Annotated in this window: 9 protein-coding genes and 1 tRNA gene; 4 read left to right on the top strand and 6 right to left on the bottom strand. The window is 73.5% G+C overall.

The features are described from left to right. Nucleotides 1–140 precede the first annotated feature (140 nt). The 3 genes from ACFYUY_RS29815 to ACFYUY_RS29805 form a co-directional block, all read right to left on the bottom strand. On the bottom strand, nucleotides 141–1,631 hold the full coding sequence (locus ACFYUY_RS29815) for a DUF262 domain-containing protein (protein ID WP_387905196.1): 1,491 nt from the start codon (nucleotides 1,629–1,631) through the stop codon (nucleotides 141–143). A 291-nt stretch (nucleotides 1,632–1,922) separates the two neighbouring features. After that, nucleotides 1,923–3,080 (bottom strand): alpha/beta hydrolase family protein, encoded by a 1,158-nt coding sequence (locus ACFYUY_RS29810; protein WP_387905194.1) that lies wholly within the window; start codon nucleotides 3,078–3,080, stop codon nucleotides 1,923–1,925. A gap of 97 nt (nucleotides 3,081–3,177) precedes the next feature. Then, nucleotides 3,178–4,098 carry a zinc-binding dehydrogenase gene (locus tag ACFYUY_RS29805; protein ID WP_360213126.1) on the bottom strand — a complete coding sequence of 307 codons (921 nt, stop codon included), beginning with the start codon at nucleotides 4,096–4,098 and terminating at the stop codon, nucleotides 3,178–3,180. Nucleotides 4,099–4,346: 248 nt separating this feature from the next. Between ACFYUY_RS29805 and ACFYUY_RS29800 the strand changes: the two genes are divergently transcribed. Beyond that, on the top strand, nucleotides 4,347–5,327 hold the full coding sequence (locus ACFYUY_RS29800; protein WP_360213128.1) for a LysR family transcriptional regulator: 981 nt from the start codon (nucleotides 4,347–4,349) through the stop codon (nucleotides 5,325–5,327). 107 nt (nucleotides 5,328–5,434) lie between these two features. Here ACFYUY_RS29800 and ACFYUY_RS29795 read toward each other — a convergent pair whose 3' ends face one another. Beyond that, nucleotides 5,435–6,442, bottom strand: a complete 1,008-nt coding sequence (locus ACFYUY_RS29795; protein ID WP_387905192.1) for a serine hydrolase domain-containing protein — start codon at nucleotides 6,440–6,442, stop codon at nucleotides 5,435–5,437. A gap of 727 nt (nucleotides 6,443–7,169) precedes the next feature. Here ACFYUY_RS29795 and hrpA point away from each other — a divergent pair. Then, nucleotides 7,170–11,156 (top strand): ATP-dependent RNA helicase HrpA, encoded by a 3,987-nt coding sequence (gene hrpA / locus ACFYUY_RS29790; RefSeq protein ID WP_387905189.1) that lies wholly within the window; start codon nucleotides 7,170–7,172, stop codon nucleotides 11,154–11,156. A gap of 113 nt (nucleotides 11,157–11,269) precedes the next feature. Continuing rightward, a tRNA-Asp gene (locus ACFYUY_RS29785) sits at nucleotides 11,270–11,343 on the top strand. Nucleotides 11,344–11,702: 359 nt separating this feature from the next. On the opposite strand, the gene bldC is transcribed toward ACFYUY_RS29785, so the two are convergent. Then, the gene (gene bldC / locus ACFYUY_RS29780) at nucleotides 11,703–11,909 is read right to left on the bottom strand and encodes a developmental transcriptional regulator BldC (protein ID WP_014137253.1); all 207 of its coding nucleotides are present in this window, start codon (nucleotides 11,907–11,909) and stop codon (nucleotides 11,703–11,705) included. Between the two features lie 485 nt (nucleotides 11,910–12,394). Beyond that, complete coding sequence (locus tag ACFYUY_RS29775; RefSeq protein WP_387905187.1) at nucleotides 12,395–13,291, bottom strand: hypothetical protein; 897 nt, start codon at nucleotides 13,289–13,291, stop codon at nucleotides 12,395–12,397. A 198-nt stretch (nucleotides 13,292–13,489) separates the two neighbouring features. Between ACFYUY_RS29775 and ACFYUY_RS29770 the strand changes: the two genes are divergently transcribed. Further along, complete coding sequence (locus tag ACFYUY_RS29770) at nucleotides 13,490–14,647, top strand: Glu/Leu/Phe/Val dehydrogenase dimerization domain-containing protein (RefSeq protein WP_387905186.1); 1,158 nt, start codon at nucleotides 13,490–13,492, stop codon at nucleotides 14,645–14,647. Nucleotides 14,648–14,893 lie beyond the last annotated feature (246 nt).

Below are 14,893 nucleotides of genomic sequence, written 5' to 3'. Positions count from 1 at the left end.
GCCCGGCCGTGGAGCGACCGCGGGGGGGGCCCGCCCGCCGCCCCCCCCCCCCCCCCCCGGGGGGGGTGGGGGGGCGGTGCGGGGGCCCCGGCCCCGGGGGGGGGGCCCGGGCCCCCGGGCCCCCCACCGCGGGGCCGACGTCAGACGGCCAGCCCGGCGAGATCCGCCGCGATCTCCCTCAGCAGCGCCGCCTGCACCATCGGGAAGTGCGTCGGGTCCAGCGTGGACGGTGCGGTCTCCCCGCCGGAGTACTTGGCGAAGGTCTGGCCGATCTTGATGCGCTTGCCCGCCACCGCGCCCGCCTTGCCGTGGTCCACGTCGTGCTGGAGGCCCGTGCGCAGCAGGTTGACGTCCTCGAAGGACGGCGGGACGTTCCCGGCGAGGCGCTGGCCGGGGCCCTCCCGGAAGAGGAAGTAGAGGTCCCCGATGAAGTTCGAGTAGCTCTTGAAGTCCGTCACCACGTCGCGGCAGCGCGCCAGCCCGGCGGAGGTCTTGTTGGTGATCTTGAAGAGGTCGGATCCGTTCTTGGCGGCGTACTCGTCGTTCCGTGCCGCCACGAGGTCCTGCACCCGCCGCCCCAGCCGCTCGATCTCCACGGAGATCCCGCTGGCCGCGATGTTCTCCGGCCCGAGCGCCTCCACCCAGGAGGAGTTCGAGAGCATCAATTTGCGGAGCAGGATCACGTGGCGGTCCCCGGGCCCCGACTTGACGTTCGCCGAGAGGGTGCGCTGGAACTCGAGGAACGAGCGGTCGGTCGCCCTCGTCCCCAGTTCGTTCTGCCGGGAGAGGTCGGCTCCGAATCCCTCGAAGAACTTGCAGAGGCCGACCTCCATCCCGTCCGCGCGGCCGGCGGCCACCAGCCGCGTCGTCAGGGTGATGAACGACTGGATGGTGCTCCTGTTCCGCAGGACCGAACTCTGACCGGGAAAGGCGCGGTTCAGGTAGTCGAGCGTGGCGACGATGCGGAGCGCGACATTGGAATTCTCGGAGAAACTCGCCTGGGACTCGGCGAGCCGCTTCAGGTCGTCGTACCGCAGGCGTGCCTCGAGCCCCTCGATCTCGACGGCGACCACCTTGGAGGCGATGTCGAAGTACGCCTTCCGAGTGTCACGAATGGCGACCTTCTCGGTGAAGAAGGGGTGCTTGGCGAGCTTGCGGGCGAACTTCGTCATCCCGCTGTTGACGGCGTTCAGCTTCTCGGCGGCGGTCAGGATCATGCCGCCCTGGAGCCGCTGGAAGAACTCCTGGATGTCGTCGTCGCTGGCTTCCGTGATCTCGTCGTACTCGATCTCGAAATCGTCGAACCGGTCGGTGACGACGTCCGGGAGCTCGTGATAGGTCGCACCGCCGAACTCCGCCGCCGACTCCTCGGAGAGCCGCAGCGTGCCCTCGAAGAACTCCCAGATGGCCGCCAGCCGCTGCTGGCCGTCGACCACGTCGAATTCGTCCGGGTCGTTCGACGTCTTGGCGAAGTAGAACTTGGGGAGCTTCCACCCGTTCAGGATCGAATCGATGAGGAGCTGCTTGCGGGCCAGTGGCCAGACCTCGTCCCGCTGCCAGTCAGGGATGTCGTAACGGCCGCGTCGCTTGTAGGCCTTGTCAAGCGCCATCTTGCGCGCTTCCATCTTCATGAACTGCTCCGCAGCTGCGAGGAAATGGGTTCGAATGGTGTGCCCGGCGGGAGGAATGAGGCGTGCTGACGGGCCTCGTCGACGACGATAGCGGAACGAACCTTTCCCCACCTCCCTTTTGATGACAGGGGAATCGGCACCACAACGGGCCGGATAGCGTGCGGAGCCGACGCGACTCGGCCCGTTCTCCCGTGACTTCGGCATAAGCGGTGCATCGCCGCGCGGCTTCCTCGTCCGGGCCGGGCGCCGCGCGGCCGACGGCGTCCCCTCGCGCTCGTCGGCCGCGGGTCGTCAGCCGCGGTCGCCGGGCGTCCCGTCGGCGGCGAGGCGGGTGGCGAGCCAGTCGGCGGTGGCCGGGAGCCAGTCGGCGAGGGCGGTGCCGAGCAGGTGGTTGCCGTGCGGGACGAGCAGCAGTTCGGCGTCGGGGGCGTGCTCGGCGAGGGCCGTCGCGGGGGTGACGCCGGGGATGCCGTCCTGGCCGCCCTCGACGACCAGCAGCGGGGTGGTGATCGTCGGGGCGAGCGCGGTCAGGTCGATCCGGCGGGCGAAGGCGCGCGCGGCGTCGAGGCCGCCGCAGCGCTGGGCGAGGGTCGCGGTGACGAACGGGACGAGGCCGTCCCAGTCCAGCCGGTACGGGCCGCTGACCAGGGCGGCGGCCCGGACCCGGGGCTCGTGGGCGGCGGCCTTCGCGGCGTGGTGGCCGCCCAGGCTGAGACCGATCACGGCGACCCGGTCCAGGTCCAGGCCCGCGTCCGCGTCGAGGGCGTCCAGGGCGCGGGCGACGATCCGGTGGTAGTCCGGCTCCTGGGTGCTGACGGCGGCGAGGACCCCCTGCCCCGGGCCGTCGATCGCGAGGACGGCGAGGCCACGGGCCAGCAGGGCCTCGGCGACGGCGTGGAACTCCTCCTTGCCGGAGTCCGTCCCCGGCACCACCAGCACCACCGGGAGGCCGCCCGCGACAGCCGCCCGGGGGCGGCGCAGCCAGCCCGCGAAGCCCTCGCCCTCGACGCGTCGCGCGTCCGGTTCGAGGAGGGCCAGCGCCCGCCGCATCGCCTCGTCGGCCTCGGTGGCGGCGCGGGCGGCGGCGGCCCGGTCGGGGTGCGGCAGCAGGCAGGCGAAGTGGAACCAGCGGGCGGCCGCCCGGTAGCCGGTGCCGGCGGTGACGGTCCGGCCCTCGGCCTCGGCCCGGCCGGCGGCCTCGGCGTGCCGCCGGCCGGCGGCGCGGCAGGCCGAGGGCCAGTCGTGCAGGGAGGTCAGGGCGGCGGTCACCCGGGCGTACTCGTACGGGTCGAGGCCGGCGCCGTGGGCGCGCGGGCGGGTCTCCTCGACGAAGGCGGCCGTCAGGCCGGGGGCGTCCAGGAAGGAGAGGTCGGGGGTGTCGGCGGCATGGGGGGTGTCAGCGGCATCAGGGGTGTCGGTGGCATCGGCGGTGTCGGGCGTGACGGTCATCGCGGGCTCGCTTCCGGCGGCGTGGGACGGGCGGGGTGGAAGGGCAGGGGTCGACGGCCGGGTGAAGGGGCGGAACGCCCGGCGGCCGCGCCGGGGCTCAGCCGACGGTCAGCACGGCCTTGCCGCGGATCCGGCGCTCGCGCAGGTCGGTGAGGACGGCGGCGGTCTCCTCCCAGGGCGCGACCCGGCCGAGCTCCGGGGTCAGCCGGCCGCCCGCCGCCAGGCGCACCAGGGTGGCGAGGTCCTCGCCGTCGGGGGCGTCGGAGTCGGCGTAGTGGAAGTGCCGCAGGGTGGCGGACTCCGGGCCGGCGAAGAAGTCGAAGAAGTCGAGCGTGGCGGGCGTCCTGGAGGCCTGGCCGAACCAGATCAGCGTGCCGCGCCGGGCCAGCCGGGCGAGCGCCACCGGCAGGGCGGCCCCGCCGGTGGACTCCAGCACCAGGTCGTACGGGCCGCGCGCCGCCGCGACCTCGTGCACCACCTCGGCCGCGCCCAGCTCGGCCAGCCGGCGGCCGCGCTCCGGGGACGCGGTGACCGCGGTCAGTTCGGCGCCCGCGGCGGCGGCCAGCTCGGTGACGTAGTGGCCGACACCGCCGGAGGCGCCGGTCAGCAGCACCCGGCGGCCGGCCAGCGGGCCCGCGGTGCGGAGCAGGCGCAGCGCGGTGAGACCCGCGAGCGGCAGTGCGGCGGCGCGGACGGTGTCCAGGGTGTCGGGCAGTTCGGCGAGCGAGGAGGTCGGGACGGCCACGTACTCGGCCCAGCCCCCGGCCGGCGGGTGGCCGACCACCCGCCGGCAGACGGCCGGGCCCGATCCGTCGGCGGCCGCCTGGACGACCAGCCCGGCGACGTCCTTCCCGGGCCGCCAACCGGGCCGGGGGGCCTCCAGCTGGAAGGTCTCGCCGCGGTTCACCGAGAACGCCTCGACCTTCACCAGGGCCTCCCCCGGCCCCGGCTTCGGCTGGTCCACCTCGGCGAAGCCGACCGGTACGTCCCGCCGCCCGGTGCCCAGCAGTGCCCTCATCGCGCTCTTCCCTCCACGGCCGCCCGGGCCCTGGTGGCCCGGGAACGGCCCCAGCTCACCGCGCCCGCCGGGGGCCGGTCCAACAACGAGGGGGCGGCGGCGACAACCGCCGGTTGTGCTGCCGGGCCCGGCGGGCCCGCACGGGCGTCGGGGACGGGCCCGGGGGCGGGCGCGTCGGGGACGGGCCCGGGGGCGGGCTCCGGCCGCGCCCGCCCGGCGGGGGTCCGCGCGGCATAGGCTGGCCGGTCATGGATCTCGATCTCGCGCAGGTGCGGGCGTTCGTGACGGCCGCGGAGGAGTTGCACTTCGGCCGGGCGGCCGGGCGGTCGGGCATCACCCAGCAGGCGCTCTCGAAGCGGGTGGCCCGGCTGGAGGGGGTGCTCGGGGTCCGGCTGCTGGAGCGGGACGCCCGCGGGGTGGCGCTGACGGAAGCGGGGCGGCGGTTCCTCGGACCGGCCCGGCGGGTGCTGGAGCAGGGCGAGCGCGCGGTGGCGGCGGTGGGGGGTGCCCGGCGGCCGCTGCGGATCGACGTGTGGGGGCACCTGTTCGCGCCGATGCGGACGGTCGCGCAGGCGCTGGGCGGGGTGCCGGGGCTGGAGGTGGAGCCGGTGCCGGGCCGGGACCTGCCGTCGGTCGCGGCGGCGGTGCTGCGCGGGGAGTCGGACGCCGGGTTCGGCCGGGTGCACGCCCTGCCGGACGGCGGCGACGCCGGGTTGACGCACCGACTGGTCCGGTTGGAGCCGGTGGACGCCCTGCTGAGCACCGACCACCCGCTGGCCGACCGGGAGGTGCTGAGCCCGGCGGACCTGCGCGACGGCGTGCTGCGCTTCCCGGCCGCGGTGGACCGGCTGGACTTCCTGACCCGTTTCGCCGACCGCTTCGGCATCGCCGGGCGGATCGGTTCGACCAACCTGGGCCCGGAGCACTTCGTCGAGCGGATCCGCACCGACCCCGGCTGCTTCTCGCTCGTCCCGGCCGACTGCCCGCTGCCGGAGGCGCACCCCGGCCCGGGCCGGCCGGGGGTGCGGACGGTGCCGCTGGCCGGCCCGACGCCGCTCTACGCGTGGTCGCTGCTCTGGCGCGAGGACGGCGGCGGCGCCGGCCCCGACGCCCTGCTGGAGCCGCTGCTCCGGGCGTTCGCCGCCGAGGCCGGGCGCAGCAGGTGGCTGGAGTACGACCCGGCCCGGGACTGGCTGCCGGACGCCGACGAGGCCGCGCTCACCACCTGAGCCCGCCCGGTCCGGCGCCCGCCCCGCCCGGCCACCCGGACCCGGGCCACGCCCCCGCCCGCTCCCGGCGACCACCCGTCACCCGGGCCGCGGGGACGCCCCGCCCGTCACCCCGCCAGGGCCTGGTACGCCGCCGTCTCGAAGTCGCGCGCGATCGCCGGCGGCGTGGCGGACTCGAACATCCGCTGGGTGAGCAGCACCCCGGTCAGCCGCTCGGCCGGATCGTTGAACCAGACCGTGCCGAGGCCGCCGTCCCAGCCGTAGCGGCCGGGGGCGGCGAGGCCGGTCCGGGCGGTGGTGACGGAGACGCCGAAGCCCCAGCCGGTGAGGTCCTCCCGGCCGAGCAGCGGTCCGGAGGCGGCCAGTTGGGCGGGGGTGAGCTGGTCGGTGGTCATCAGCTCGACGGTCGGCCGGGAGAGCACCCGCACGCCGCGGTGGCTGCCGCCGCCGAGCAGCATCCGGGCGAAGGCCAGGTAGTCGTCCAGGGTGGAGACCAGGTCGGCGCCGCCGTCCGGGAACGCCGCGGGGCGGGCCCAGGCGCTGTCGCCGGTGGCGCCGTCGTAGGGGACGAGCCGCCCGCCGGCGGGGTCGTACAGGTATTCGACGGGCAGCCGGTGGAGCTGGTCGGCCGGGACGACGAAGCCGGTGTCCCGCATGCCGAGCGGGTCGAGGACGCGCTCGCGCAGCACCTCGCCGAGCGGTCGCCCGCAGGCCCGGGCGAGCAGGACGCCGAGGACGGCCGAGCCGGTGTGGTAGAGCCAGCCGGCGCCGGGCTGGTGGAGCAGGGGCAACTCTCCGAGCCGGCGCAGGAACTCGTCCGGCTCCGGCTGGTCGGCCCGGGGCGCCCGGACGTTGACCCCGCGCTCGGCCAGGGCCCCGACGATCGGGGCGGTGGGCGGGAGCATGGCGAGGCCGTGGCCGAGCCGGAAGGTGAGCAGGTCGCGCAGGGTGATCGGCCGCGCGGCGGGCTCGGTGTCGTCGAGCGCGCCGTCCGGGCGGCGCAGCACCCGGCGGTCGGCCAGCTCGGGCAGCAGGTCGTCGACCGGGTCGTCGAGCCGCAGCACGCACTCCTCGACGAGGGTGAGGGCGGCCACCGCGGTGACCGGTTTGCTCATCGAGGCGATCCGGAAGGGTGTCCCGGCGCATCGGGGTGGTGCCGGCGAGGTCGTGGTGGCCCAGGACCTCCACGTGTTCGTCGCCGTCCCGGGCGACGGCGGCCACCAGGCCGGGCACCCCGCCGCCCTCGACGTGGCCGGTCAGCACCCGGTGCATCCGGCCGAGCCACTCCTCGGACAGTCCCGTCGGTCCGCCGCTCATCACCCACCGCCCTCCGGGCCGCCGACGGCCCGTCACGTCCGTTGTCGCCCACCACTGTGGCGCACGGGACCGACGGACCGGGCGCACGTCGCCGCCGACCGGGCGCGGCCCGGGGCCCGACGGGCGCGGAGCCGGCTGGTCGGCGGCGGCCGAGCCGTCCGCCGCGTAGGAGGTGATGCCCCTGGCGTCCGAGTCCGGCTTCGCCCGGACGGCTGGAGCCCGGATCCGCCTCGAACCGTTGCCGCCCCGAACCGCTGTCGCCCCTCCCGATCACCCGCCCCCGCGCCCGCCCCGGGCGCCCCTCCCGATCACCCGCCCCCGCGCCCGCCCCGGGCGCCCCGCCCGATCACCCGCCCCCCGACCCGCCCCCCGACCCGACCCCGATCGCTCCGATCCGATCACCCGCACCCGATCACCCGCTCCCGACCCGACCCGCCGTTCGCGCTCGGCCACCGGCGACTGTGACACTGGAGGGGCTCGAAAACCGAGGTGCGCGCCGCCGCCCCTCCTTGCGAACCTAGAGGGATGCCCGCAGTGAGTTCTCCCGCAGTCCAGTCCGCCGCCGCCCCCGCCGACGGGCCAGGGATCGGCGAGCTGGCCGCCCGCCTTCCGGAACTGACCCTGCGCGACCAGGTCCGGATCGGGCGCCGGCTGGAGGGGGCCCGCCGGGTCCGCAAGCCCGAGGCCCGGCAGAAGGTCGCCGCCGAGATCGCCGCCGACATCGAACGCGCCGAGCTGCTGGTCGAGCAGCGCCGCAGCGCCGTCCCGGCGATCACCTATCCCGCCGAGCTGCCGGTCAGCCAGAAGAAGGACGACATCCTGGCGGCCATCCGGGACCACCAGGTGGTGATCGTCGCGGGCGAGACCGGCTCGGGCAAGACCACCCAGATCCCCAAGATCTGTCTGGAGCTCGGCCGGGGCGTGCGCGGCCTGGTCGGCCACACCCAGCCGCGCCGGATCGCCGCCCGCACGGTGGCCGAGCGGGTCGCGGAGGAGCTGGACAGCCCGCTGGGCGAGGCGGTCGGCTGGAAGGTCCGGTTCACCGACCAGGTCGGTCCGGACACCCTGGTCAAGCTGATGACGGACGGCATCCTGCTCGCCGAGATCCAGACGGACCGCGAGCTGCGCCAGTACGACACCCTGATCATCGACGAGGCGCACGAGCGCAGCCTCAACATCGACTTCATCCTCGGCTACGTCAAGCAGCTGCTCCCCCGCCGCCCGGACCTCAAGGTCGTGATCACCTCCGCGACCATCGACCCGGAGCGCTTCGCCCGGCACTTCGGGGACGCGCCGATCATCGAGGTCTCCGGCCGCACCTACCCGGTGGAGGTCCGGTACCGCCCGCTCGTCGAGGAGGGTGCCGAGGACGAGGACGCGTCCGACGCCGACCGCGACCGGGACCAGGTCCAGGCGATCTGCGAGGCCGCCCAGGAGCTGCAGGCCGAGGGCCCGGGCGACATCCTGGTCTTCCTCTCCGGCGAGCGCGAGATCCGGGACACCGCCGACGCGCTCAACCGGCTGAAGCTGAAGTCGACCGAGGTCCTGCCGCTGTACGCCCGGCTGAGCTCGGCCGAGCAGCACCGGGTGTTCCAGCGCTCCGGCAGCCGCCGGATCGTGCTCGCCACCAACGTCGCCGAGACCAGCCTCACCGTCCCGGGCATCAAGTACGTGATCGACCCGGGCACCGCCCGGATCTCCCGCTACAGCCACCGCACCAAGGTGCAGCGGCTGCCGATCGAGGCGGTCAGCCAGGCCAGCGCCAACCAGCGCAAGGGCCGCTGCGGCCGCACCTCGGACGGCATCTGCATCCGGCTGTACTCGGAGGAGGACTTCCTCTCCCGCCCCGAGTTCACCGACGCCGAGATCCTGCGCACCAACCTGGCCTCGGTGATCCTGCAGATGACGGCGGCCGGCCTCGGCGACATCGCCGCCTTCCCGTTCCTGGACCCGCCGGACTCCCGCAACATCCGGGACGGCGTGCACCTGCTGCACGAACTGGGCGCGCTGAACCCGGACGAGAAGGACCCGCGTAAGCGCCTGACCCCGCTCGGCCGCCAGCTGGCGCAGCTCCCGGTGGACCCGCGGCTGGCCCGGATGGTGCTGGAGGCGGAGCGCAACGGCTGCGTGCGCGACGTGATGGTGATCGCCGCGGCGCTCTCCATCCAGGACCCGCGCGAGCGCCCCGCCGAGAAGCGCCAGGCCGCCGACGACCGGCACCGCCGGTTCAACTCGGAGACCTCCGACTTCCTCGCCTACCTGTCGATGTGGCGCTACGTCCGGGAGCAGCAGAAGGAGCTGTCCTCCTCGGCGTTCCGCCGGATGTGCAAGGCGGAGTTCCTCAACTACCTGCGGATACGGGAGTGGCAGGACATCTACACCCAGCTGCGCACCGTCGCCCGGCAGCTGGGCGTGGCGGTCGAGGAGCCGCAGCCCGGCGCCGAGCCGGACGCCGACCGGATCCACCAGTCGCTGCTGGCCGGCCTGCTCTCCCACATCGGCCTCTTCGACGCGGAGAAGCGCGAGTACGGCGGTGCGCGCGGCGCCCGCTTCGCGGTCTTCCCGGGCTCCGGCCTGTTCAAGAAGCCGCCGCGCTGGGTGATGTCGGCCGAGCTGGTCGAGACGTCCCGGCTCTGGGCGCGGATCAACGCGAAGATCGAGCCGGAGTGGGTCGAGCCGCTGGCCGGCCACCTGATCAAGCGGAGCTACAGCGAGCCGCACTGGGAGAAGAAGGCCGGGGCCGTCCTGGCGTACGAGAAGGTGACCCTCTACGGGATGCCGGTCGTCGCCCAGCGCAAGGTCAACTACGGCCGGATCGACCAGGAGCTCTGCCGCGAGCTGTTCATCCGCAACGCCCTGGTCGAGGGCGACTGGGAGACCCACCACCGGTTCTTCGCCGAGAACCGCCGGCTGCTCGGCGAGGTCGAGGAGCTGGAGAACCGGGCCCGCCGCCGCGACATCCTGGTGGACGACCAGACCCTGTTCGAGTTCTACGACGCCCGGCTGCCGGAGGACGTGGTCTCCGCCCGGCACTTCGACGCCTGGTGGAAGAAGGCCCGGCACGAGCAGCCGGACCTGCTCAACTTCGAGAAGTCGATGCTGATCAACGACGCCGCGGACGGCGTCACCGAGGCCGACTACCCGGACCACTGGCAGCAGGGCAAGCTCCGCTTCCAGCTGACCTACCAGTTCGAGCCGGGCAGCGACGCGGACGGGGTGACCGTCCACATCCCGCTGCCGGTGCTCAACCAGGTCACCGCGGAGGGCTTCGACTGGCAGATCCCCGGTCTGCGGGCCGAGCTGGTCACCGCGTACATCAAGTCGCTGCCGAAGGCGATCCGGCGCAACTTCGTCCCGGCGCCGGACTTCGCGAAGGCCGCGCTGCGCGAGGTGAAGGACCGCCAGGAGCCGCTGCTGCCCTCCCTGGAGCGCGCGCTGAAGCGGCTGACGGCCGTCACCGTCCCGCCGGAGGCCTGGGACGACGAGCGGGTCCCGGACCACCTCAAGGTGACCTTCCGGGTGGTGGACGGCCGCCGCAGGCTCGCCGAGTCCAAGGACCTGGAGGAGCTGCGGCTGCGGCTCAAGCCGAAGCTGAAGGAGACGCTGTCCTCGGCGGCGTCGGGCCGGGGCATCGAGCAGGGCGGGCTGACGGCCTGGCCGGCCGGTCTGCCGGTGCTCCAGCGCACCTTCGAGCAGCGCTCGCGCGGCCACTCGCTGCGGGCCTACCCGGCGCTGGTGGACGAGGGGGAGACGGTCGGCGTCAAGCTGTTCGACACCCCGCAGGCGCAGGCGCAGGCGATGTGGGAGGGCACCCGCAGGCTGCTGGTGCTGACGACCACCTCCCCGGCCAAGTCGATCCAGGGCCGGCTGGGCAACCAGGCGAAGCTGGCGCTCTCGCACAACCCGCACGGCTCGGTCGCCGCCCTGTTCGAGGACGTGGTGGCCTGCGCGACGGACCGGCTGATGACCCTGGCGGGCGGCCCGGCCTGGGACGAGGCGGCCTTCGGCAAGCTGCACGACAAGGTGCGGGCCGACCTGTACGACCTGTCGGCCGACACCACGCTGAAGACGGCCACCGCGCTGATCGCCTTCCACAAGGCCTCGACCCGGCTGAAGACGGTGAGCAGCCCGGTGCTGCTGAACGCGGTGAACGACGTCCGGCTGCACCTGGCCTCCCTGGTGCACCCGGGCTTCGTCACGGGCACCGGCTGGCAGCGGCTGCCGGACCTCAAGCGCTACCTGCTGGCGGTGGACCGCCGGCTGGAGGCGCTGCCCAACCACCCGCAGCGGGACGCCCAGCACCTGCTGAAGGTCCAGCAGGTGCAGCAGGCGTACGGGGAGCTGCTGGCGGCCGTTCCGGCCGGGCAGCAGCCCTCCGCAGAGGTGCTGGCGATCCGCTGGATGATCGAGGAGCTGCGGGTGAGCTTCTTCGCCCAGTCGTTGGGGACGCCGAGCCCGGTGTCGGAGAAGCGGATCATGAAGGCGATGGAGGCGGCCCGGGCGGCGCTCTGAGCTGGGCGGTCCTCAGGGGCCCTCAGGTCCCGGTTCGACCTGGGGGCCCGACATGGGCTACAGTCTGTCTTGTTCGCAGCGCGGCAAGCGAGTGAACGAGATCAGAAAACTCTGGTCCCGTGGAGCAGTTGGTTAGCTCGCCACCCTGTCAAGGTGGAGGTCGCGGGTTCAAGTCCCGTCGGGATCGCCGCAGTGCGAGAGGCCCGGAACCGTCAGGTTCCGGGCCTCTCGCGTTTTCGCGCGGGCGCTTTCCGCCGGCTTCCCTACGCCCGGACAGGTCTAGACCACAAGCCCCGGACGTGTGACCGTCGTCACCCCCCATTTCCCGATCATGACTCCGTCACACGCCCATCACGACCCCGCTAATTTAATATGTAAAATTGCACTGCTATTCACTGTAAATCCCCCCCGCCCCACGCACATCGAATCGTTATCCGGAGTTCAGCATTCCGCCCCCGGCGCGGCCGGCCCCGGGCATGGCAAAGGGGCCGCTTACCGGACCCGGCGGAGTCCGGTAAGCGGCCCCTTTAAAGAGCCTTCGGCCTATCAGGCCTCAGTGCGCTGAGCGGGAATCCCGGCCAGCAGAGCGCGCACCTCCGCCTCGCGGTAACGGCGGTGACCGCCGAGCGTGCGAATGGACGTCAGCTTGCCCGCCTTGGCCCAGCGGGTGACCGTCTTCGGGTCCACGCGGAACATGGTGGCAACCTCTGCCGGCGTCAGCAGCGGCTCAGCATCAGGGGTACGAGCGGTCATGAGCGGCCTCCTCGGGAGAACCGAACCAGGGCGGTTCTATCCTTCAAATTCTGCACCTTGGCCCGCGATGCCCGAAATGGCATAGACGGGCCGAGTCGGTTATAGGACGAACGGCTTGTCCTGGTGTCTACAACTACACCATCCGTCCAGCCCTATCGACCAAACCGCCAAAATTGACCCCTCACGGGTTCAAGGCTGACGGATGGCGATGGACCACCCAATAACGGACAGTCACGCGGTCGTGACGTCCGGTTACGGAGGGACCAGACCCTCCGTTTCCCCGCAAAGCACGCATCGACTCCAGAACCACCCAAAAGTGGGCACGCTCACGTGAAGTTGGGCTGGTTGTCCCATTTTTGCACATAGGGGTAAGTTCGCGTCAACGGTGAGTAGTGTCACGTTCGACAGCTATTGACCCGAACCAGGACCTTGGTCATGCGGTCCGGGCCGTAGGACCCTTCCAGTCATACACGGGCCCCACGGGGTCAGTTCGCGTACCGCAGCGCCAGCACCCGCCGCCACCGCGCCGTCAGTTCCCCGTACGCCCGCATCGCCTCCGCGGCGTCCCCCGCCCGCAGCGCGCGCAGCCCCTCCTCCAGCTCCCCCGCCGAACGGTCCGCCAACAGCCGCTCGGGCCCCAGCAGATGCACCAGCCCCCCGTAGTCCAGCTCCACCAGCGAGCGCGGGTGGAACTCCTCCAGCCACCGCCCGACCCGCTCCGCCCCCCGGACCAGTTCCCCGTCCGGCACCTCCTCACGCAGCGCCCGGTAGGCCCGGGCCACCCGCCGCCGCGCCTGCGCCATCGGCACCAGGTAGAACAGCGCCGCCGCCCGCGCCGGACCGCCCGGCTCCGCCGCCGGCACGAAGCAGCGGTCCTCGTCGCCGAACGGCAGGAACCAGCGCACCGGCACCTCCCACCGGCTCGTCAGGATCCACGGCCGGGCGTCCGGGTGCTCGGCCCGCCAGCGCTCGTGGTCCGCCTCGGCGGCCGCCCGGGCCACCGGCGGCACCGCGGTGTCCAGCAGCGTCACCGGGGCGGCCGCCCGCAGCTCCTCCAGGGCCTGCCAGCTGCGCAGCCTGGTCGCCCACGGGCAGACGTAGAGCACGCCGTCCACCACCCGCACGAAGGCCCGCTCGCTCTCCCGCTCGGGCAGCGCCCGGGGCGTCCGGGCGACCAGCTCCGCGAGCGCCCCGCGCTGCTCCTCCAGGGCCGCCCCGGCCACCGGCTGCGCCGCGTCCCCGGCGTCCGGCCCGTGTTCCGCCGCGTAGGCCTGCCACCGGGCCCGCTCGGGCTCCGGGTAGGCGGCGAGCGGCTCGTAGACCCGCAGGTGGGCGGCGTAGGGCGGCAGTACCGAGGTGCGTACGACGGTCACGTCCTGCATGGTCGCACGCGCCGACCGGCCCCGGGAGGGCGCGCTCCCGAACCGTTCGCGCCCGCACCGCGGACCGCGGCCCGTCTCACCCCTCGGACAACCGGCACAAGCTCGGACAAGAGGGCCGATCGCCACCGCACGCGCGACTACGCTTCGCCTTAGGCGCCCGCACCACAGCAGCGGGCCTTCGATACTGGAGTCACCACAGTGACCGACGTACAGACCCCCGCCACGCACCCCGCACCCGGCGTGCTCAGCAGGATCTTCCGCACCGAGCAGGACGGCGCCCCCGGCGACGGCCACGAGCAGGTCGTGCTCTGCCACGACCGGAGCTCCGGGCTCAAGGCGATCATCGCCATCCACTCCACCGCGCTGGGCCCCGCCCTCGGCGGCACCCGCTTCTTCCCGTACGCCTCCGAGGAGGCGGCCCTGGAGGACGCGCTCAACCTGTCCCGCGGCATGTCCTACAAGAACGCGCTGGCCGGGCTCGACCTCGGCGGCGGCAAGGCCGTCATCATCGGCGACCCGAACAAGGACAAGAACGAGGCCATGCTCCGGGCCTACGGCCGCTTCGTGGAGTCCCTGCGCGGCCGCTACATCACGGCCTGCGACGTGGGCACCTACGTGCAGGACATGGACGTCATCGCGCGCGAGACCGAGTTCGTGACCGGCCGCTCGCCCGAGCACGGCGGCGCCGGCGACTCCTCCATCCTGACCGCCTTCGGCGTGTTCCAGGGCATGCGCGCCACCGCCCAGGCCCGCTGGGGCCAGCCGACGCTGCGCGGCCGCCGGGTCGGCGTCGCGGGCGTCGGCAAGGTCGGCCACTACCTGGTCGGCCACCTGGTCGCGGACGGCGCCACGGTCGTCGTCACCGACCCCTTCGAGGCCGCGGTCAACCGCGTCCGCGCCGCCCACCCCGAGGTGGAGGTGGTCGCCGACACCGCCGCCCTGCTGCAGGCCAAGCTGGACGTCTACGCCCCCTGCGCCCTCGGCGGTGCGCTGACCGACTCCGTCGTCGCGGCGCTGGGCGAGTTCGGCACCTCGATCGTCTGCGGCGCGGCCAACAACCAGCTGGCCCACCCGGGCGTCGAGAAGGACCTCGCCGACCGCGGCATCCTCTACGCGCCGGACTACCTGGTGAACTCCGGCGGCGTGATCCAGGTCGCCGACGAGATCGACGGCTTCAACTTCGAGCGGGCCAAGAACAAGGCCACCAGGATCTTCGACACGACCCTGGAGATCTTCACCCGCGCCACCTCCGACGGCGTGCCGCCGGCGGTCGCCGCCGACCGCCTGGCCGAGAAGCGGATGCGCGAGATCAGCGCGCTGCGCACGGTGCTGCTGCCGGGTGCCCGCCGGGCCTGATCCGGCCCGGTCCGGACCCGGGGTGCGCGGGGGGCGGTCTTCTTCCGTCCCCCGCGCATCACGATGTGGAACCGGATTCTCACTTCTGCGCCCGATCGGGTGATCCAACGTCCCCCTAGGGGGGATAATCGGTCCTGGAACGACGGACCTCAGACACCTCCGGACAGCGCGCAAACCGCCGCAAAACCTCCCCTGACCTGGGAAGACCTGGTCTCGGGTGCAGTCGGTGCGCGCCACGTCACACCG

Source organism: Kitasatospora sp. NPDC004745 (assembly GCF_042873275.1).
GTDB lineage: Bacteria > Actinomycetota > Actinomycetes > Streptomycetales > Streptomycetaceae > Kitasatospora.
The sequence above is the reverse complement of the archived record's forward strand: the minus strand, read 5'-3'. Positions and strand labels throughout refer to the sequence as shown.

Coding starts and splice junctions, on each gene's coding strand:
- ACFYUY_RS29815 (WP_387905196.1), bottom strand. CDS start 1,631: ATGAAGATGGAAGCGCGCAAGATGGCGCTTGACAAGGCCTACAAGCGA.
- ACFYUY_RS29810 (WP_387905194.1), bottom strand. CDS start 3,080: ATGACCGTCACGCCCGACACCGCCGATGCCACCGACACCCCTGATGCC.
- ACFYUY_RS29805 (WP_360213126.1), bottom strand. CDS start 4,098: ATGAGGGCACTGCTGGGCACCGGGCGGCGGGACGTACCGGTCGGCTTC.
- ACFYUY_RS29800 (WP_360213128.1), top strand. CDS start 4,347: ATGGATCTCGATCTCGCGCAGGTGCGGGCGTTCGTGACGGCCGCGGAG.
- ACFYUY_RS29795 (WP_387905192.1), bottom strand. CDS start 6,442: ATGAGCAAACCGGTCACCGCGGTGGCCGCCCTCACCCTCGTCGAGGAG.
- hrpA (WP_387905189.1), top strand. CDS start 7,170: ATGCCCGCAGTGAGTTCTCCCGCAGTCCAGTCCGCCGCCGCCCCCGCC.
- bldC (WP_014137253.1), bottom strand. CDS start 11,909: ATGACCGCTCGTACCCCTGATGCTGAGCCGCTGCTGACGCCGGCAGAG.
- ACFYUY_RS29775 (WP_387905187.1), bottom strand. CDS start 13,291: ATGCAGGACGTGACCGTCGTACGCACCTCGGTACTGCCGCCCTACGCC.